Source organism: Mesorhizobium sp. (assembly GCF_024509055.1).
Taxonomy (GTDB): domain Bacteria; phylum Pseudomonadota; class Alphaproteobacteria; order Rhizobiales; family Rhizobiaceae; genus Mesorhizobium.
The window spans coordinates 1-18,894 of the sequence record NZ_JANINM010000417.1 but is presented as its reverse complement, the minus strand read 5'-3'; the positions used below and the strand labels follow the sequence as shown (position 1 = coordinate 18,894).

General features: G+C 63.2%; 16 protein-coding genes and 1 pseudogene. 12 read left to right on the top strand and 5 right to left on the bottom strand.

The features are described 5' to 3' along the window. Positions 1-118: 118 nt before the first annotated feature. Positions 119-943 carry a MurR/RpiR family transcriptional regulator gene (locus Q0L57_RS22590; protein WP_296745261.1) on the bottom strand — a complete coding sequence of 275 codons (825 nt, stop codon included), beginning with the start codon at positions 941-943 and terminating at the stop codon, positions 119-121. A 146-nt stretch (positions 944-1,089) separates the two neighbouring features. On the opposite strand from Q0L57_RS22590, the gene Q0L57_RS22585 reads away from it, so the two are divergent. The 9 genes from Q0L57_RS22585 to Q0L57_RS22545 all read left to right on the top strand — a co-directional run bounded on the left by Q0L57_RS22585 (position 1,090) and on the right by Q0L57_RS22545 (position 11,930). Continuing rightward, entirely contained in the window at positions 1,090-1,908 is an 819-nt protein-coding gene (locus tag Q0L57_RS22585; protein ID WP_296745260.1) for an N-formylglutamate amidohydrolase, read from the top strand. A 23-nt stretch (positions 1,909-1,931) separates the two neighbouring features. Continuing rightward, positions 1,932-3,524, top strand: a complete 1,593-nt coding sequence (locus Q0L57_RS22580) for an amino acid permease (protein WP_296745259.1) — start codon at positions 1,932-1,934, stop codon at positions 3,522-3,524. Positions 3,525-3,611: 87 nt separating this feature from the next. Further along, a complete protein-coding gene (locus tag Q0L57_RS22575; RefSeq protein WP_296745258.1) occupies positions 3,612-4,982 on the top strand; it encodes a glutamine synthetase family protein in 1,371 nt (456 codons plus the stop codon). 152 nt (positions 4,983-5,134) lie between these two features. Next, the gene (locus Q0L57_RS22570) at positions 5,135-6,523 is read left to right on the top strand and encodes an aldehyde dehydrogenase family protein (RefSeq protein ID WP_296745257.1); all 1,389 of its coding nucleotides are present in this window, start codon (positions 5,135-5,137) and stop codon (positions 6,521-6,523) included. 18 nt (positions 6,524-6,541) lie between these two features. Then, positions 6,542-7,714 carry an iron-containing alcohol dehydrogenase gene (locus Q0L57_RS22565; RefSeq protein ID WP_296745256.1) on the top strand — a complete coding sequence of 391 codons (1,173 nt, stop codon included), beginning with the start codon at positions 6,542-6,544 and terminating at the stop codon, positions 7,712-7,714. A 246-nt stretch (positions 7,715-7,960) separates the two neighbouring features. Beyond that, on the top strand, positions 7,961-9,067 hold the full coding sequence (locus Q0L57_RS22560) for an ABC transporter substrate-binding protein (protein ID WP_296745255.1): 1,107 nt from the start codon (positions 7,961-7,963) through the stop codon (positions 9,065-9,067). A 186-nt stretch (positions 9,068-9,253) separates the two neighbouring features. Then, complete coding sequence (locus tag Q0L57_RS22555; RefSeq protein WP_296745262.1) at positions 9,254-10,048, top strand: ABC transporter permease subunit; 795 nt, start codon at positions 9,254-9,256, stop codon at positions 10,046-10,048. Continuing rightward, a complete protein-coding gene (locus tag Q0L57_RS22550) occupies positions 10,045-10,836 on the top strand; it encodes an ABC transporter permease (RefSeq protein ID WP_296745254.1) in 792 nt (263 codons plus the stop codon). Before Q0L57_RS22555 ends, Q0L57_RS22550 begins: the two co-directional genes overlap by 4 nt. Positions 10,837-10,865: 29 nt before the next feature. Continuing rightward, positions 10,866-11,930, top strand: a complete 1,065-nt coding sequence (locus tag Q0L57_RS22545; protein ID WP_296745253.1) for an ABC transporter ATP-binding protein — start codon at positions 10,866-10,868, stop codon at positions 11,928-11,930. Between the two features lie 80 nt (positions 11,931-12,010). Here the strand turns inward: Q0L57_RS22545 and Q0L57_RS22540 are convergent. Beyond that, positions 12,011-12,142 (bottom strand): annotated as a pseudogene (locus Q0L57_RS22540) (ClpX C4-type zinc finger protein); the annotation flags it as partial. 196 nt (positions 12,143-12,338) lie between these two features. Between Q0L57_RS22540 and Q0L57_RS22535 the strand changes: the two are divergent. The 3 genes from Q0L57_RS22535 to Q0L57_RS22525 all read left to right on the top strand — a co-directional run bounded on the left by Q0L57_RS22535 (position 12,339) and on the right by Q0L57_RS22525 (position 15,774). After that, positions 12,339-13,892 (top strand): sodium:proton antiporter, encoded by a 1,554-nt coding sequence (locus Q0L57_RS22535; protein WP_296745252.1) that lies wholly within the window; start codon positions 12,339-12,341, stop codon positions 13,890-13,892. 111 nt (positions 13,893-14,003) lie between these two features. Then, positions 14,004-14,921, top strand: coding sequence for an endonuclease/exonuclease/phosphatase family protein (locus Q0L57_RS22530; protein WP_296745251.1), 918 nt, complete (start codon positions 14,004-14,006; stop codon positions 14,919-14,921). A 7-nt stretch (positions 14,922-14,928) separates the two neighbouring features. Then, positions 14,929-15,774: an EamA family transporter gene (locus tag Q0L57_RS22525; protein ID WP_296745250.1), complete on the top strand. Its 846-nt coding sequence runs from the start codon at positions 14,929-14,931 to the stop codon at positions 15,772-15,774. Here the strand turns inward: Q0L57_RS22525 and Q0L57_RS22520 are convergent. From Q0L57_RS22520 to Q0L57_RS22510, 3 genes are all read right to left on the bottom strand, one after another. Beyond that, entirely contained in the window at positions 15,771-16,988 is a 1,218-nt protein-coding gene (locus Q0L57_RS22520; protein ID WP_296745249.1) for an MFS transporter, read from the bottom strand. The two genes, Q0L57_RS22525 and Q0L57_RS22520, sit on opposite strands and share 4 nt — an antisense overlap. 91 nt (positions 16,989-17,079) lie before the next feature. Further along, entirely contained in the window at positions 17,080-17,397 is a 318-nt protein-coding gene (locus Q0L57_RS22515; protein WP_296745248.1) for a Dabb family protein, read from the bottom strand. Positions 17,398-17,407: 10 nt separating this feature from the next. Continuing rightward, positions 17,408-18,894 (bottom strand): GMC family oxidoreductase N-terminal domain-containing protein (locus Q0L57_RS22510; protein ID WP_296745247.1); only part of this gene is annotated, 1,487 nt, incomplete at its 5' end.

Genomic DNA, 18,894 nt, shown 5'->3' with positions numbered 1-18,894 from the left:
GTTTATGGCAATTATCACGCAATCGTGCACATTAAATCGCGGTAACGTGAACAGGCATCGCGCTTCCGACACGCAGTTTTGCCGCAATGCCAGAGGTTGCGGTCGGTCGAAGAAGGCCCTAGCGCAAGCTTTCCAGGTCGCGGATGCGCTTCGCACCGGCGGCTTCCAGTTGCCTGGTCACGGCGCCGATCAGCGTTTCGGCGACCACGAACAGAGCGGCGGACGAATCCCAGGCCGAAGGCACAGCGGTGCGCCCGGCAATCACATGGCGGGCGAAGCGGGCGATCGGCGACAGCCACTGGTCGGTGAAAAGCACGATCTGCACGCCGCGCTCATGCGCCTTCTCGGCGAAACGGATCAGGCTTTCCTGGTAGCGGCGGATGTCGAAGATCACCAGAACGTCGCGCTTGCCCATGTCGATGAGCCGGTCGCGCCAGATGCTCTCCTGGCCGGCGAGGTGATAGACATCCGGCTGGATGATGGCGAGGTGGGCGGCCATGTAGCGAGCCAGTGGGTCGGTGAAGCGGCCGCCGATCAGGAAGGTCTTGCCGCGACGCTCGGCAAGCCTGGCGGCGATGTCGGCCAACTGCCTGTCGGAAAGGTGGCGGAAGGTCTCGCGCATGTTGTCGAGCGTAGCTTCCAGCATCGGCGAGGCAGCGCCACCGGTCGCGGAAGGGTTGAGCGTTCGCGTCGCGGGCGACTGCAACTGCGCCGCCAACTCGTCCTGCAGCGCCGACTGGAATTCCGGATAATTCTGGAAGCCGAGCCTGGCGACGAAACGCAGGATGGTCGGCGAGGAGACGCCGGCCGCGGCTGAGAACTCCGCAACCGTCTTCAGCCCCGTCAACGGGTAGTTGGCGATCAGCGTCTGAGCGGCACGGCGCTCACCCGCGGGCATCGACCCGATGCGGTCCGAGATCAGTTCGGCAATGCTGGCGATCATGGTTTTCCCCACCTCGTGGCTCCGCTCCGCCGTTTTCCCGAATTCGCGTTTGACAAAGCCGGTTAAACTGTATGAAATCATCCATAGGGACGCAATGAGGCAAAATACGTAACATAAGATACAGCGCTCCCGAGGGGACGACAGGTATGGAGAAAGCTCGGCCCATCAGCCTTGCACCTTCGGAAACCGTAAGGGTGACGAACCCCGGCGGAGCCAGCCCCTTCGTCTTCACCTGCGACCATGCCTCGAACTTCCTGCCCGTTGAATTCGGCACGCTCGGCCTGCCTGCCGCAGATCTTAGCCGTCACATAGCCTGGGACCCGGGGGCGCTCCCTGTCGCCAGCCGCCTGGCCCAAGCGCTCGACGCGACGTTGATTGAAACCCGGGTCTCGCGCCTCGTCATCGATTGCAACCGGCCGCTCGATGCGCCGGATCTGGTGTCGCCAGTCAGTGAGACCACGGCCATTCCCGGCAATGTCGGCCTGTCCGAGAAGCAACGCGCCGCGCGGATCGATCTTGCATGGCGCCCGTTCCATCAGGCGATCTCGGACGTCATCGACAAGCGGCTGGCCAAAGGCCAGGAGACCAGGCTGGTGTCGGTGCATTCCTTCACACCGGTCTACAAGGGCAAGAGCAGGCCCTGGCAGATCGGCATCATCCATGACGAGGACCGCCGGCTGGCGGCGCCGTTGATATCGGCGCTGCAGCGGCTCGCCGGTATCTGCGTAGGCGTCAACGAACCTTATTCACCGGCCGACCGCGTCTATTTCACGCTGGAAAGGCATGCGCGTTCGCGCGGCCTGGCCTGCGCGATGATCGAAATCCGCAACGATGAAATATCCGGCGAGACCGGGCAGCGGAAATGGGCGGATCTGCTCACAGGCATCTTTTCAAATCTGGAGCCCGAGGAGGCCAGGGGCTCCCGACAACGCACGATGGGAAAGTCAGTACAATCGGCCAGCTAAGAACCAAATAGGGGACTTCCAACATGGCAGCGAACGACTATACCGACGTAGATAAGGCGGAGGACATAAAGGTCCTTCACAACATGGGCTACGCCCAGGAACTGGAGCGGCGCCTCAGCCGCTTCTCGAACTTCGCGGTTTCGTTTTCCATCATCTGCATCCTGTCCGGCGGCATCAACTCGCTGGCCCAGGGAACAGCTGGCGCCGGCGGCATCGGCATCGGCATCGGCTGGCTGGTCGGCTGCTTCGTGTCGCTCACCTTCGCCGTTGCCATGTCCCAGATCAGCTCGGCCTATCCGACGGCCGGCGGCCTCTATCACTGGGGCTCGATCCTCGGCAACCGCGGCACCGGCTGGGTCACGGCATGGCTCAACCTGCTTGGCCTGATCACTGTGCTGGGCGCCATCAATGCCGGCACCTGGACGTTCTTCCTCGGCGCTTTCGGACCAGCGCTCCACATCGACGGCACGCTCACCAACCAGATGATCTTCCTGGTCATCGTCACCGGTGCGCAGGCCCTGATCAACCACCTGGGCATCAAGCTTACGGCGAAGCTCACCGACTTCTCGGGCTACCTCATCTTCTTCGGCTCGATCCTGATCGCGGTGGTCTGCCTGCTCTGTGCTGAGCACTGGGACTTCGCCCGGCTGTTCACGTTCCACAATTATTCGGGACAGCCGACTATTGCGGCGGATGGTTCGCTCACCGGCGATCCGGTCTGGCCGGCAGTGTCGAACGCCTGGGTGTTCGCCCTCGGCCTGCTGCTGCCGATCTATACCATCACCGGCTACGACGCCTCGGCGCACACTTCGGAGGAGACCATCAAGGCCGCATCCTCCGTGCCGAGGGCGATGGTGATGTCGGTCGTCTGGTCGGCGCTGTTCGGCTACTTGTTCCTGGCCGCATTTGTGCTGATGATCCCGAACATGGACGACGCCGCCAAGCAGGGCTGGAACGTGTTCTTCTGGGCTTTCGACCAGCGCGTGCCGTCCGGCATCAAGGAGTTCGTCTACCTCGTGGTGTTCGTGTCGCAGCTGCTGTGCGGTCTCGCCACCGTCACGTCGGCCTCGCGCATGATCTTCGCCTTCTCGCGTGACGGCGGCCTGCCGGGCTCGGCGGCGCTGGCCAAGGTCAGCCCCACCTATCGCACGCCGGTGGCGGCGATCTGGACGGCTTCGATCCTGTCCGTGCTGTTCGTCTGGGGTACGTCGCTTCCCGGCGTCTCGATCGGTGGCACGTCGGCCTACACCATCGTCGTGTCCTGCACCGTGATCTTCCTATTCCTTTCCTTCACGGTGCCGATCGTCCTCGGAATGCTGGCCTGGGGCACGCCGAAGTGGGACAAGATGGGACCCTGGAACATGGGTCGCGGCGTGTTCATGCTGTTCGCCTTCCTTTCGGTCGTGTCGATGGTCCTGATCTTCGTCATCGGCGTCCAACCGCCGAACGACTGGGCGCTCAACATCACCGTCGGCTTCTTCATCCTGACCGCGGTCGTCTGGTTCGCGTTCGAACGGCGCCGTTTCCAGGGCCCGCCGCTCGGCGACATCATCGCGGCGCGCCAGGCAGCCATCAAGGCGGCCGAGCAGGCCGTCGGCGAGACCGGCGCGCACTGAGGCTTCGCTTCAACGCCATGGCCGGCATCATGCCGGCCATGGTTTCGTTTCTCCCTTTCAATCGACAAGTTTTGGAGTGCCAAAAGAATGGCCGGGAATTTCTCGTTCGATCAGTTGAAGAAGGCGGTCTCCAACGGCGAGATCGATACGGTGCTGGCCTGCATCGTCGACATGCAGGGCCGCCTCGCGGGAAAGCGTTTCCTGGCGCAGTACTTCGTCGATTCCGCGCATGGCGAGACGCATGGCTGCAACTATCTGCTTGCCTGCGACATCGATATGGAGCCGGTGCCGGGCTACAAGGCAGCAAGCTGGTCGAAAGGCTATGGCGACTTCGTCATGAAGCCCGATTTGTCGACGCTGCGGCGCATTCCGTGGCTGGAGAAGACGGCGCTGGTCATCTGCGACGTGCTCGACCACCACACACACGAAGACCTCGCGCACTCGCCGCGCGCCATCCTGAAGAAGCAGGTCCAGCGCCTCAAGGAGCGCGGCTATATCGGATACTTCGCCTCCGAGCTCGAATTCTACCTGTTCAGCGAGACCTATGATTCCGCCCGCAAGAAGCATTGGCAGGGCCTCGACACCGCTTCGCCCTATATCGGCGATTATCAGATCGGCATCACCACCAAGGAAGAAGGGGTCATGCGCCGGCTCCGCAACGAGATGGAAGCCGCCGGCATCCCGATCGAGAATTCCAAGGGCGAGTGGGGCCCGGGCCAGGAAGAGATCAACGTGCGCTATGCCGAGGCGCTCGACATGGCCGACCGCCATGTCATCCTGAAGAACGGCGCCAAGGAGATCGCTGATTCCGAAGGCAAATCGATCTCCTTCATGGCCAAGTACAATTACGGGCTCGCCGGCAATTCCAGCCACATCCACAATTCGCTGTGGAGCGCCGACGGCAAGACGCCGCTGTTCTTCGACAAGAAGGCGGAATGGACGCTGTCGAGCCTCGGCCAGCAATGGGCGGCCGGCCAGCTCAAATATGCCAAGGAATTCACCTGGTTCCTGGCGCCCTACATCAACTCCTACAAGCGCTTCCAGGCCGGCACCTTTGCGCCGACCAAGATCATGTGGAGCGAGGACAACCGTACCGCCGGCTTCCGGCTTTGCGGCGAGGGCACCAAGGGCATCCGCATGGAGTGCCGCATCGGCGGCGCCGACCTCAACCCGTACCTCGCCTTCGCGGCGCTGATCGCGTCGGGCCTCGCCGGCATCGACGAGAAGCTGGAATTGCAGAAGCCGTTCGTCGGCGACGCCTACCAGGCCTCGCGCCTGCCGGAGATCCCGAAGACGCTGCGCGACGCGACCGAGACGCTGGCCAAGTCGAAGATGCTCAAGCAGGCCTTCGGCGACGACGTGATCGAGCACTATGTGCACACCGCCCGCTGGGAGCAGTTCGAATACGACCGCCGTATCACGGACTGGGAGCTGCACAGAGGGTTTGAACGGTATTAGGACGCCGGCAAAGCAGCACCCCTCTTCCCTCCATGTCGAAGGGGGGAGGGGTACTTCTTCCTTCCCCCAAGCCACTGTAAGGGAAAGGGCAGGCGCACGAGGCCAGCGCCATGCCACATGATTTTCGATTGTTGTAAAACTGCGAGGAACAGATGACCGAGACGGTCAAACTCAAATCCCCCATCGATGGCTCGATCTATGCCGAGCGGCCGGTAGCGAGCGACCAGTCGATCAACGCCGCGGTCGAACGCGCCAAGGCGGCGCAGGAGAAGTGGGCGCAGACGCCGATCGTCGAACGCGGCAAGTACATGCTGGCGATGCTGGAGGCGTTGGTCGGCATGACCGACGAGATCGTGCCGGAGATCGCCTGGCAGATGGGGCGGCCGGTGCGCTATGGCGGCGAGTTCGGTGGCGTCAAGGAGCGCACCAACTATATGGTCGAGATCGCCGAGCAGGCGCTGAAGGCTGTTCCGGCTTCCAATCCCAAGGACGGCTTCCGCCGCTATGTCCGGAAGGACCCGCTTGGCGTGGTCATGGTGATCGCGCCGTGGAACTACCCTTATCTCACCGCCGTCAACACCATCGTTCCGGCGCTGATGGCCGGCAACGCCGTCATCCTGAAGCATGCGGCACAGACGCTGCTGGTCGGCGAACGGTTTCAACAGGCCTTCGACAAGGCCGGCCTGCCGAAGGGCTTGTTCCAGAACGTCGTGCTCAACCATAGCCAGACCGAGAAGCTGCTCGGCTCCGGCAAGATCGACCATGTCAACTTCACCGGCTCGGTTGGCGGCGGCCGCGCGATCGAGAAGGCCGCGGCCGGCACCTTCATGTCGCTCGGCCTGGAACTCGGCGGCAAGGACCCGGCCTATGTTCTGCCGGACGCTAAGCTCGACCATGCGGTCGCCAACCTTGTCGACGGCGCCTTCTTCAATTCCGGCCAGTGCTGCTGCGGCATCGAGCGCGTCTATGTGCACGAGAAAATCTATGACGAGTTCGTCGAGGGCTTCATCGCCGAGACCAAGAACTACGTCGTCGGCAATCCGCTGGATCAGGCGACCACCATGGGCCCGATGGCGCAGGCGCGCTTTGCCGACCTGATCCGCGAGCAGAAGGCCGAGGCGCTGCGCAAGGGTGCTGCCGCGCACATCAACATGAAGGTCGAGAACGACAAAGCCGGCTCACCCTATCTGGCGCCTGAGGTGCTGACCGGTGTCGACCACCAGATGAGCGTCATGCGCGAGGAAAGCTTCGGACCGATCGTCGGCATCATGAAGGTGCGCAACGACGAGGAGGCGATCGCGCTGATGAACGACAGTCCCTATGGTCTGACGGCTTCTATCTGGACCCGCGACACTGAGCGCGCAATAGCGATCGGTGACCGTGTCGAGACCGGCACGGTGTTCATGAACCGTTGCGACTACCTCGATCCGGCTCTCGTCTGGACCGGCGTCAAGGACACCGGCAAGGGCGCTGCGCTGTCGGCCATCGGCTACGACAACCTGACCCGGCCGAAATCCTATCACCTGCGCGAAGCCATCTGATTTTACGGAAAGACTGAAATGTCCAAGCTCATCTCCAAATGGAACTATCCCACCACCGTCCGCTTCGGCGCGGGCCGCATCGAGGAACTGCCGGACGCGCTCGCCGCGGCGGGTATCAAGCGGCCGCTCTTCGTCACCGACCCCGGCCTGGCGAAGCTGCCTGTCGTCGCCTCGACGCTGAATATCCTCGACGATGCCAAGGTCCCCTATGGCGTGTTCTCCGAGGTGAAGCCGAACCCGGTCGAGTCCAACCTGACGGCCGGCATCGCCGTGTTCAAGAAGGGCAAGCATGACGGCGTCATCGCCTTCGGCGGCGGCTCGGCGCTGGACCTCGGCAAGCTGATCGCCTTCCAGGCCGGCCAGACCCGCCCCGTGTGGGACTTCGAGGACATCGGCGACTGGTGGACAAGGGCCAATTCGGATGCGATCGCGCCGATCATCGCGGTGCCGACCACGGCCGGCACCGGTTCGGAGGTGGGACGCGCGGGCGTCATCACCAATGAGGAGACCCATACCAAGAAGGTCATCTTCCATCCCAAGCTTTTGCCGGCAATCGTCATTGCCGATCCGGAACTGTCGGTCGGCATGCCTGGCTTCATCACCGCCGGCACGGGCATGGATGCGCTAGCCCACTGCCTCGAGGCCTATTGCGCGCCCGGCTATCACCCGATGGCCGACGGCATCGCGGTGGAAGGCATCCGGCTGGTGTTCGAGAACCTGCCCAAGGCATTCGCCAACGGCAAGGATCTGGTCGCGCGAGCCCATATGATGAGCGCCGCCGCCATGGGCGCTGCCGCCTTCCAGAAGGGACTGGGCGCCATTCACTCGCTGTCGCATCCGATCGGCGCGCTCTACGACACCCATCACGGCATGACCAACGCCGTGTTCATGCCCTATGTGCTCGCCTTCAATCGTGAAGCGATCGAGGATCGCATTGTCAGGCTTGCAGCCTATTGCGGCATCAAGGGTGGCTACGACGGCTTCGCCAAGGCGATCATCAAGCTGCGCAAGGAGCTCAAAGTACCGCATGCGCTGCCCGGCCTGATCAAGGGCCTCGACATGGACAAGAAGCGCAAGGCGCTCATCGCCGACATGGCGGTGGTCGACCCGACCGCCGGCGGCAATCCGGTCAAGCTGACCAAGAAGGCGGCGCTGGCGCTGCTCGAAAACGCCATCGAGGGCACGGTATGAAAGCCGGCCTGGTGGCCAGAAAGTTTAAAAACAAAGGTATCTGAACGAAGAGGAGAAAGGGCGAGGGGCAAGGCAAACAACCATTAGCCGGAAAAATAAGTGCAGGCTAATTGCTACAGTCTGTTAAAAAGAGTTAACTTTTCGCGCCGCTGGGCCTCGGTTTCAAAAAGCTTTCATCTGGCTGTCACACGAAAACGATACCGGCATCTGAGGCGTCCAACGGCGCCAGTTCAACGGAGAGAACACATGTTCAAGTTCACGGGGAAAGTGCTTTCCCTTTCGGCCGCGGCGCTTTTCGCGTCGACGGTGATTTCGTCCGCTGCTTCGATGGACGATCTCGTCAAGGCTGCGAAGGCTGAAGGCCAGCTGACTGTCATCGCGCTTCCGCATGACTGGTGCGGCTACGGGGCGGTCATCGACGCTTTCAAGGCTAAGTATCCGGAAATCAAGATCAACGAGCTCAACCCCGACGCCGGCTCCGGCGACGAGGTCGAGGCGATCAAGGCCAACAAGGACAACAAGGGTCCGCAGGCCCCCGACGTGATCGACGTCGGCCTGTCCTTCGGCCCGACGGCCAAGGCCGACGGCCTGCTGATGCCCTACAAGGTCTCGACCTGGGACTCGATCCCTGACAGCGCCAAGGATGCCGACGGCGCCTGGTACGGCGACTACTACGGCGTGCTGTCGATGATGGTGAACAAGGATCTGGTCAAGGAATCGCCGAAGGATTGGGCCGATCTCCTGAAGCCGGAATTCGCCAACTCGGTTGCGCTGGCTGGCGATCCGCGCGCTTCGAACCAGGCCATCCAGGCCGTCTACGCGTCGGGCCTTTCGACGGGCGCCGCCGCTGGCGAGGCCGCTGGCACCGCTGGCCTCGACTTCTTCAAGAAGCTCAATGCCGCTGGCAACTTCGTTCCGGTCGTCGGTAAGCCGGCAACGCTGGCCCAGGGCCAGACGCCGATCCTGATCAACTGGGACTATAACGCGCTCGCCGGCCGTGACACGCTGAAGGGCAACCCGCCCGTCGACGTCATCGTGCCGAAGACCGGCGTCGTCGCCGGCGTGTACGTGCAGGCGATCAGCGCCTACGCTCCGCACCCGAACGCGGCCAAGCTGTGGATGGAATATCTCTATTCCGACGAAGGCCAGATCGGCTGGCTGAAGGGCTATTGCCACCCGATCCGCTTCAACGATCTCGCCAAGAACGGCAAGATCCCGGCGGACGTGCTGGCCAAGCTGCCTCCGGCAGAGTCCTATGCCTCGGCGGTGTTCCCGTCGCTCGACGAGCAGGCCAAGGCCAAGGAAGCCATCAGCAAAAACTGGGACGCCACCGTCGGCGCCAACGTCAAGTAAGGCTTGAAGTTGACCGGGCGGCCGCAAGGCCGCCCGGATTTTCCTCGAAGACGGTGCCGGCGCATGACCGATCTCTCGCTTTCAAATCAGTCAATTGCCACCAAGCCTGCGCCGCCGAACGAGGCGACCGCTTTTCGTTTGCCGACACAATGGGTCGGGGTGGCGCCTTTCTTCATCTTCGCCCTGATGTTCCTGATCATGCCGACGCTCTATCTCGTCATCGGCGCGTTTCAGACCGGGGACGGCGGGTTCACGCTCGACAACATCCTGCAGTTGGTGAGCGACCCGTCCATCAGCAATTCCTATTGGGTTTCGATCAAGATCAGCTTCTGGTCGGCCATCGTTGGCGCATTTGCCGGACTGGCCATCGCCATCGCCATCGTGCGCGGCGGCCTGCCTGGCTGGGTCCGCTCCGCTACGCTGACATTTTCCGGCGTGGCGTCAAATTTTGCCGGCTTGCCGCTCGCCTTCGCCTTCATCGCGACGCTCGGTCGTGTCGGTATCGTGACAGTGCTGCTGCGCGACATCTTCAACCTCAACATCTACGCGATGGGGTTCAACTTCCTGACCACGTGGGGCCTGATCGTGGTCTATCTCTTCTTCCAGATCCCGCTGATGGTTGTGATCATCGTGCCGGCGATCGACGGGTTGAAGAAGGAATGGAACGAGGCCGCCGCCACGCTTGGCGCCACCCAGTGGCAGTACTGGCGCATGGTGGTGATACCGGTCTTGTTTCCGAGCTTCCTCGGCACCGTCATCCTCCTGTTCGCCAATGCGTTCGGTGCCATCGCAACTGCTTATGCTTTCTCCGGTCCGCAGCTCAACATCGTCCCGATCAAGCTCTACTCGCAGATCAATGGTGACGTGCTGCATAACCCGCAGCTCGGCTATGCCATTGCCTTCGGCATGATCGTCATCACCGGGCTGGCCAATGTCTTCTACATCTGGTTCCGGACCCGTTCCGAGAGGTGGTTGAAATGAAGTCGGGAAAGTTCTGGGCGTGGGTCGTCTTCGGGATCGGCACGGCTTATTTCTTCATTCCGCTGCTTGCGACATTCGAGTTTTCGCTGCGCATGCGGCGCGGCGTCCATTCCTTCGATGCCTATCAGGTCGTGCTCGGCGACCCACGGTTCCAGGCAACCTTCCTGTATTCGGTGATCGCGGCGATCTTCACCATCATCCTCGGCGTGCTGATCGTGGTGCCGGCCGCTTACTGGATCCGGTTGCGGCTGCCGCAGCTCAGGCCGATCGTCGAGTTCATCACGCTGCTGCCGCTGGTCATTCCCGCGATCGTCATCGTCTTCGGCTATATCCGCATGTACGGGTCGAACTCGCCGCTGCCGTTCCTGGCCAGCGACCTGGGCGCCAGCGCCTTGCTGGTGATCGGCTACGCGACGCTTGCGCTGCCCTATATGTACCGCGCCGTCGATACCGGCTTGCGTACGATCGACGTCCGGACACTGACTGAGGCAGCGCAGATTCTCGGCGCAGGCTGGTCAACGATCATCACCCGCGTCATACTCCCCAATGTCCTGATCGCAGTGCTGTCGGGCGCCTTCCTGACCTTCGCCATCGTCATCGGCGAGTTCACAATGGCCAGCCTGCTCAACCGTCCGGCATTCGGACCGTATCTGCAGAATATCGGCGCCAACCGCGCCTATGAGCCGGCCGCGCTTGCCATTATTGCATTTGCCATTACCTGGGGCTGCATGTCGCTGATCCAGATCCTGTCCCGCTTCGCGCCGAAATCGGCTAACCGCCCTAATTGAGCGAAAAGCACTGATCGAAAGAGAAAGCCATGGCCGAGCCATTCCTCTCCATCCAGCATGTGCGGAAGTCCTACGGCGCCAACACGGTGGTTCAGGATTTCAGCCTCGACGTAGAGCCCGGCGAATTCGTCTCCTTCCTCGGACCGTCGGGCTGCGGCAAGACGACGGTGCTGCGCATGGTCGCCGGCTTCGAGGAGCCTTCGGCCGGAAAGATAGTCGTCGGCGGCAAGGACATCACCAGGCTGAAGCCCAACCAGCGCAATGTCGGCATGGTGTTCCAAGCGTACGCGCTGTTCCCCAACCTGACAGTGGCGCAGAACATCGCTTTCGGGCTGAAGGTGGCCGGCATGGCCAAGGCGGATGCCGACAGGCGCGTCGCCGAGATGCTCGACATCATCAAGCTGCCGCAAATGGCCGACCGCTACCCCTACCAGCTATCGGGCGGCCAGCAGCAGCGCATCGCGCTGGCGCGCGCCATCGCGCCGAAGCCGAAACTGCTGCTGCTCGACGAGCCGCTGTCAGCGCTCGACGCCAAGGTGCGCGTCTCGCTGCGCGAGGAAATCCGCTCGATCCAGAAGAAGCTCGGCATCACCACCATCTTCGTCACCCACGACCAGGAGGAGGCGCTGTCGATCTCCGACCGCATTGCGGTGATGTATGGCGGCAAGGCGGAGCAGGTCGGCACGCCGTTCGAGATCTACAACCGGCCGGCGACCAAGTTCGTCGCCAATTTCGTCGGCACGCTCAACGTCCTGGAAGGCCAGGTCACCGACGCTTCGTCGGGCATGGTGCGGGTCAACACGCAGGAAGTCTCGCTCAAGGGCAAGCTCAACGGTTCCAAGTCCGGCGACACGCTGTCACTGGCGCTGCGTCCGGAAGCGATTTCGCTGGCGCGGCAGCCGGGCCACGACACCAGCCTGTCGGGCGAGATCGCCGAAGTGCACTTCCTCGGCTCGGTCATCCGGGTGCGGGTCGGCATCGGCGGCAACACGGTGTCGCTCGACACCTTCAACAACTCGGCGACGCCGCCGCCGGTCGTCGGCGAGAAGGCGGATATCTCCTTCGCGTCAGGCGATATGCTGGTTCTGCACTAGCTTCACGCCGGGGCCGAGTCAGGCCGGGATTTTGAAGGCAGCGTCGCCAGGAATTGGCGATGCTGTTCCAGCCAGTCCGGGTTTTCGACCGCGACGATCTGGACGCACAGCTGAACGCATTCATTGCAAATGAAAGCGTCCGGCCCTGCAATGAGTTGCAGGACCTGCGGCTTGGATTTCCCGCAAAATGAACAGACCGGTTCCTGGCCCATCAATGCTCTCGAACTCCACGCTTGTTGCCGAAGGTTTTGTTGCCAAGATAGGGCCCGACGACAACATGTCCTCAACGACCACTCACAAAACGGCTCGTTGGCCATGATCTTGGCTGCCGGCGACTGCCTGTCATAGGCATGTTGAGAAGTTTGCAGTTTCCTCTGCCCACCCCGTCCGTCCTTGATTAGATAGGCCATGGCGCTTTTCGAACTCACGCTCATCCTGCTTTTGATCGCCGTCGCCCTGACGGCGCTGTCGCGCTGGCTAGAGGTTCCCTATCCCTCGCTGCTGGCGCTGGCCGGGGTGGGGATCGCCTTCGTGCCCGGTGCGCCGACGATCCAGATCGATCCGGAACTGGCGCTCGCCCTGTTCATCGCGCCGGTGCTTCTAGATGCCGCTTACGACACCTCATTGCGCGACTTGAACCGCTACCGGCTGCCGCTGCTGCTGCTGGCGCTTGGCGCCGTTGTCTTCACTACCGTGGTCGTTGCGCTGGTCGGCTGGAAGATGGCGGGCCTGCCGATCGCTGCGGCGATCGCGCTCGGCGCCATCGTCGCGCCGCCGGATGCGGTCGCGGCAAACGCCGTGCTCAGCCAGTTCAGGGTGCCGCACCGCATCATGGCCATCCTGCAGGGCGAAAGCCTGCTCAACGATGCCACCGCGCTCCTGATCTACCGGATATCGGTTTCGGCCGCGATCGGCGCGCTCGTGTTGAGGGACGCAGTGCCGGTCATCCTGCTGTCGACGGTCGGCAGCGTCGCCGCCGGCTATCTTTTCGGCCGTTTCTCCATGGTCACCCTGGCGCGGATCGAGGATGCGGCAAGCAGCACGGTGGTGCAGTTTGCAGGTACCTTCGCCGTCTGGATCATCGCCGACAAGATCGGGCTTTCGGCCATCATCACCATCGTCGTCTATGCCATCACCATCGCGCGCCGGGCGCCGCGCCGCATGTCGGCGAGACGCCGCGTCACCTCCTATTCGGTCTGGGAGACGGCGGTGTTCGTGCTCAACGTGCTGGCTTTCGTCCTGATGGGCCTGCAGGCGCGCTCGATCGTCAGCCGGCTGGAAGGGCAGGGACAGGCCGAGGCATTCATCTTCGCGGCAACGGTGCTGGCCGTCGTCATCGTCTCGCGTCTCATCTGGGTGGCAGGCTACGTCGCCGTCATACGCTGGCTTGCACGCTTCGATGGCGAAGAGCTAAGGCGGGAGGCGCCCACATTTCGTGGCGCCGTGCTCGTCGGCTGGTGCGGTATGCGCGGGCTCGTGACGCTGGTCGCCGCCGTTGCGCTGCCTGTCGGCTTTCCCGGCCGCGACCCGATTGTGCTTGCCGCCTTCGCTGTCGTCCTCGGCACGCTGGTGCTCCAGGGCATGAGCCTCAAGCCGCTGCTGCGGGTGCTCAACTTCGACCGCGACTCGACGATCGACCACGAGGTGGCGCAGGCGCGTGTCGCCGTCATGCAGGCCGCGCTCGATGTGCTGAGCCGAAAGACATCGGCGGCGGCTGCGGTCGTGCGCGAGCAATATGAAGCGCAGCGCAAGATCGCGGAGAACCCGGATGACGCTCAAGCCGCGACCGAATACGACCGGTTGCGGCTCTACGCCATCAAGCGTCAGCGCGACACGCTGGAGGAATTGCGCCGCAACGGCACGATCGGCGACGAGGCCTATCACCGTATCGAGGAAGAAATCGACTGGGCGGAGCTGGCGGCCTCGCCTGCCGGAAGTTTTCAGCCACTTACCACCTATTAGGTGCCGGCCGGACAGGTGGTGTTCAACTGGACCATCCTGCGCACCGCCACGGTCCATTGCAACGCTATCGGTGAGGCGCTACTGCCGTCACGGAATTGAGCCGGTTAATCAATGAAGCTGATCAGCTACAACATCCAGTACGGCTATGGCAGCGACGGGCGCTATGATCTCACGCGCGCGGCCAGACTGGTCGACGGCGCCGACATCGTCGCGCTGCAGGAGGTCGAGCGGCATTGGCAACGCACCAATGGCGACGACCAGCCGGAAATACTGTCCGGCCTGCTGCCTGGCTATCACTGGGTCTACGGTCCGGCTTTCGACATGGACGCCAGCGAGAAGCGTGACGGCCGCATTGTCAACCGCCGCAGGCAGTTCGGCACGATGGTGCTGTCGAAGCTGCCGATCGTCTGGTCGCGCCTGCACGCGCTGCCGATGCGGCGCACGCTGCGCCCGCTCAACACGCGCAACGCCGCGCTCGAATGCATGATTCGCACGCCCGCCGGGGCTGTGCGCGTCGTCTCGTTGCATCTTGCTCATATCGCGGCGGAGGAGCGGCTGGAGCAGATCGACTATCTGCTTGCCGAACATCGCCGGGCGCCGTCCGAGGGCGGTCCGTGGAGCGGCGCCGATGACGAACCGCAGCGCAACTGGAGCGACGGGCAACCGGAACCGGAGAACCCGCCGGCGGCGATCTGGCTCGGCGACTTCAACACGGAGCCGGGCAGCGCCGAGTACCGGCGCATCGTCGGCAGCACCCCTTATCATCGCGGCGCCGCTTATATCGACGGTTTCGTCGATGCCGCCGCAGTCGCGAGCGAACCGGGGCCGGATTTCCATACGCATGAAAAGATCATCGACGGCAAACTGGCGAAGCGCCGTCTCGACCACTGTTTCGTCGGCGGCATGCTCGCCGGGCGCGTGCGTTCGGTCAGCGCGGATATAGGCGAGGTGGCTTCCGACCATTTTCCGGTGAGGGTCGATATCGACCTGGAAACGCCAGGCCTCGCCTCAGGCCTCGCGGTCAGGTGAGCCAGGCATGACGCTGTTCGTCTTCCTCGCGGTGCTTTCGGCGGCGGCCATGCACGCAATCTGGAACGCCCTGGTCAAGGTGCATCTCGACCGCTTCCTGTCCATCACCCTGATGACCGCAGGCATGGGGTTTGCGGCATTGTTCGCGCTTCCGTTCGTCGAGGTGCCGAAGGCCGAGGTATGGCCTTACATCATCGCGTCCGTCATCTTCCACATGGGCTACCGGACATTCCTGGTCGGCGCCTACAAGGCTGGCGATTTCGCGCAGACCTATCCGCTGGCGCGCGGCACCGCGCCGCTGCTGTCGGCGCTCGGCGCGATTGCCGTGGTTGGAGAAGTGCCGCCGCCGCTCGCCATCGTCGGCATCGTGCTGCTCTCAGCCGGCACGCTGATCATGTCGTTTCGCGGCGGCGCGCATCTGGAAAAGGTCAATCTGCGCGCCATCGGCTTCGCGCTCGGCACCTCGATCTTCATCGCCAGCTACACGCTTGCCGACGGCAGCGGCGCGCGGCTCGCGGCAACCGCGCAAAGCTACGCGGCGTGGCTGTTCGTCTGCGACGCGGCGGCCGCACTGGTGCTGTGCGTCGTCTTCCGCGGTCCGCAGTCGCTGCCGGTGCTGGCGCGCGACTGGAAGGCGGGGCTGTTCACCGGCGTGCTGAGTGGCGCCGCCTATTGGATCGTCATGTGGGCGATGACCAAGGCGCCGATCGCCTCGGTCGCGTCGTTGCGCGAGACATCCATCCTGTTCGCCATGCTGATCTCGGTACTGGCGCTCGGCGAGAAAATGACCGCGTGGCGCGCCGCCGCGGCGCTCGGCATCGTAGCCGGCGTCGCGGCGCTCAGGTTGGGTTAACCCAGGACCGTCATGACCTGCCCTCGCTTCTCGGGGCTGAAGCGGATGACGACGATGATGCAGACGGCGACCACACCCGCGAAGAGCGCCAGTGCATAGCCATAACTGCCTCCCGGCGCCTCGGCGATGCCGGCCTGGTACGGGCCGCCATAGGAGGCGGCGAGATTGCCGGCCTGGTAAATGAAGCCCGGCAATGTTGCCCGCACCGAACCCGGGGACAGCTCGTTGAGATGCACCGGGATGACGCCCCAGGCGCCCTGCACCGCGATCTGCATGACGAAGGCGCCGATTGCCAGCATGAACGGCGTGGTGGAGTAGGCCCATAGTGGGATCGCTGGGAAGGCGATGATGCAGGCGAGCGTGATGGCGTTGACGCGGCCGATCTTCTCGGACAGCGCCCCAAAAGCCAGGCCGCCGACAATTGCGCCGAGATTGGCGACGATGGTGATCCAGCTCACCGTGTGAGGGTCGAAGCCGTGCTGCTTCTTCAGGAAGGTCGGATAGAGATCCTGCGTGCCATGGCTGAAGAAGTTGAAGAACATCATCAGCACCACGGCATAGAGCGCGATGCCCCAGTGGTTCTGCAGCGTTTCGACAAGACCGGGCTTGACCGTCTTCTGTCCCTCGACGAATGCCGGCGATTCCGGCACGTGCGAACGGATGAAGAGCACGATCAGCGCCGGCACGAAACTCAAGAGGAACATGAAGCGCCAGCCGATGGTGAAGTCGCCGACCTTTTGTCCGTAGAGCAGGCCGTAGACCACTGCCGCCAGCAGATAACCAGCGGGATAGCCGCATTGGAGGATGCCGGAGACCGTGCCGCGGGCGCTGGGTGGAATGGACTCCATGGCGAGCGAGCTGCCCAGTCCCCATTCGCCGCCCATGGCGATGCCGAAGAGCGCGCGCAGCGCCAGGAATATACCGAGATTGGGTGAGAAGGCGGCTAAGGCGCCGATCACCGAGTAGCTGACGATGTTCAGCATCAGCAGCGGCTTCCGCCCATATTTATCGGCAAGCATGCCGAAGAAGAACGCGCCGATGAAGCGCGTCGCAAGCGTCAGGAACAGCGCCTTGGAGACCGCCGGCACGTCGGTTTGGAATTCAGCGGCAATATCGGTGAGCAGGAAAGTCAGCAGGAAGAAATCAAAAGCATCGAGCGTCCAGCCGAGGAACGATGCGATTACGGTTTTCTTCTGCTCGCTGGTAAGGTTCAAGGCGATCCTCCTTTGCGTCCCCCAAATGAACGATATGTTCCGTGGCGCGCAAAAGAGAACGGGTTATTTGCCGGTTTTTGAACTCCGGCGGTCACATTTCCGTAAACTCGAGGTCGAAGACCAACAGCCCGTCGGTGCCGCCCTGCAAGGCCGCGACCAATCGGGCGCCGGCGCGCTGATGGGCTTCATGCACGAGATAGGCGTCACGGGCCGTGGCGTCGCGAAAATCGATGGTAAAGCCGTGGGTGAAGCCGCGCGCAAATGGCTCGGGACTGACATTGGCGCTGAAGTGGACCTTGCCCATGCCGTCGACGACGGAACGCAACGCCTCGAGGTCGGCGTGGATCGCCGCGCGTTCGCCGATGGCGACGTCATCGCGGAAGCGGACAAAGACGCAGTGCCTGATCATCGCTTGTTCCTCATGCCGCCCGGTTGCCCTTGAACACGGCCGGCGGCAGCGGCTCGCGGCCGAGGATCAGATCGGCGCCCTTTTCACCGACCATGATCGTCGGCGCATTGGTGTTGGAGGAGGGGACGCGCGGCATCACCGACGCATCGCAGACCCTGAGACCCTCGATGCCGCGCAGCCGGAGATCGGGCGTTACCACCGCCATCGCGTCGTGTCCCATGCGACAGGTGCCGACCGGATGATGATCGGTCTTGGACGAGCAGCAGGCGTAGTCGAAGAGGTCGTCGTCACTCTGAAGGTTCGGACCCGGCAGCACCTCGCGCAGGACATAAGGCTGGAGCGCCTTCTGGCGCATGATCTCGCGCGCCAGCCGCAAGCCCTTGATCGACATGTCGCGGTCATAGGGATCGGACCAGTAGTTCGGATCGATCAGCGGGTGGTCGGCCGGGTCGGCGCTCTTCAGCCGCACGGTGCCGCGCGAGCGCGGCCGCAGGAAGGCGGAGTTCAGCGTTACGCCAGGGTTCTTCAGCTTCTCGACACCGGCCTCGATGCCTGAGCCGAGGCCGAGATGGAACTGGATATCGGGCGAGGCGGCAGTCGGGTCGGCGTACCAGAAGCCGCCGGTCTCGAAGAGGCTGGAAGCGACAGGTCCGTTCTTGAGCAGCACGTACTGCAGGCCGGCCCAGAGCGTGCGATGCAGCTTGGCGTAATTGTCGTAGGTGTAGTCGCCGGTGCATTCGGAAATCACGAACAGGTCGAGATGGTCCTGCATGTTGGAGCCGACGCCGGGCAGGTCGTGGACCGGGGTGACGCCAACCGACTTCAGGTGATCCGCCGGGCCGATGCCCGACCGCATCAGGAGCTTCGGCGAGCCGATGGCGCCGGAAGAGACGATCACCTCGCGCTCGGCGCGCAGGATCGACTTTTGCCCTCCCGGCCTGTCGACGATCTCGACACCGATGGCGCGGCCCTTCTCGACGACAACGCGTGTCACCAGAACGTCGGTCCTTACCGTCAGGTTCTTGCGTGTGCGGATCGGTTTCAGATAGGCGACCGAGGCGGATGAGCGCCGGGCGTTCCTCTGGGTGAGCTGGTAATAGCCGACGCCCTCCTGGCTGGCGCCGTTGAAGTCGGGATTGAAGGGAATGCCCATTTCCTGGCCAGCCCGGAAATAGGCCTCGCAGATCGGCAATGGCGAAATCGGGTTGGAGACACCCAGCGGCCCCTGGTCGCCATGATAGTCGTTGGCGAAACGCTGGTTGTTCTCGGCGCGCTTGAAATAAGGAAGCACGTCGCGATAGCCCCAGCCTGCGAGGCCCTCTTCCTTCTCCCAGGCGTCATAGTCGCGGGCGTTGCCGCGCGTGTAGATCTGCGCGTTGATAGACGAGCCGCCGCCGACCACCTTGGCCTGCGTGTACCAGAAGACGCGGTCCTTCATGTTTTTCTGCGGCACCGTCGACCAGCCCCAGGAAGCGATGCCCTTGGTCATCTTGGCGA

Excerpts from the sequence above, each read along its gene's own strand:
- Q0L57_RS22590 (WP_296745261.1), bottom strand. The coding sequence starts at position 943 with ATGATCGCCAGCATTGCCGAACTGATCTCGGACCGCATCGGGTCGATG.
- Q0L57_RS22585 (WP_296745260.1), top strand. The coding sequence starts at position 1,090 with ATGGAGAAAGCTCGGCCCATCAGCCTTGCACCTTCGGAAACCGTAAGG.
- Q0L57_RS22580 (WP_296745259.1), top strand. The coding sequence starts at position 1,932 with ATGGCAGCGAACGACTATACCGACGTAGATAAGGCGGAGGACATAAAG.
- Q0L57_RS22575 (WP_296745258.1), top strand. The coding sequence starts at position 3,612 with ATGGCCGGGAATTTCTCGTTCGATCAGTTGAAGAAGGCGGTCTCCAAC.
- Q0L57_RS22570 (WP_296745257.1), top strand. The coding sequence starts at position 5,135 with ATGACCGAGACGGTCAAACTCAAATCCCCCATCGATGGCTCGATCTAT.
- Q0L57_RS22565 (WP_296745256.1), top strand. The coding sequence starts at position 6,542 with ATGTCCAAGCTCATCTCCAAATGGAACTATCCCACCACCGTCCGCTTC.
- Q0L57_RS22560 (WP_296745255.1), top strand. The coding sequence starts at position 7,961 with ATGTTCAAGTTCACGGGGAAAGTGCTTTCCCTTTCGGCCGCGGCGCTT.
- Q0L57_RS22555 (WP_296745262.1), top strand. The coding sequence starts at position 9,254 with ATGTTCCTGATCATGCCGACGCTCTATCTCGTCATCGGCGCGTTTCAG.
- Q0L57_RS22550 (WP_296745254.1), top strand. The coding sequence starts at position 10,045 with ATGAAGTCGGGAAAGTTCTGGGCGTGGGTCGTCTTCGGGATCGGCACG.
- Q0L57_RS22545 (WP_296745253.1), top strand. The coding sequence starts at position 10,866 with ATGGCCGAGCCATTCCTCTCCATCCAGCATGTGCGGAAGTCCTACGGC.
- Q0L57_RS22535 (WP_296745252.1), top strand. The coding sequence starts at position 12,339 with ATGGCGCTTTTCGAACTCACGCTCATCCTGCTTTTGATCGCCGTCGCC.
- Q0L57_RS22530 (WP_296745251.1), top strand. The coding sequence starts at position 14,004 with ATGAAGCTGATCAGCTACAACATCCAGTACGGCTATGGCAGCGACGGG.
- Q0L57_RS22525 (WP_296745250.1), top strand. The coding sequence starts at position 14,929 with ATGACGCTGTTCGTCTTCCTCGCGGTGCTTTCGGCGGCGGCCATGCAC.
- Q0L57_RS22515 (WP_296745248.1), bottom strand. The coding sequence starts at position 17,397 with ATGATCAGGCACTGCGTCTTTGTCCGCTTCCGCGATGACGTCGCCATC.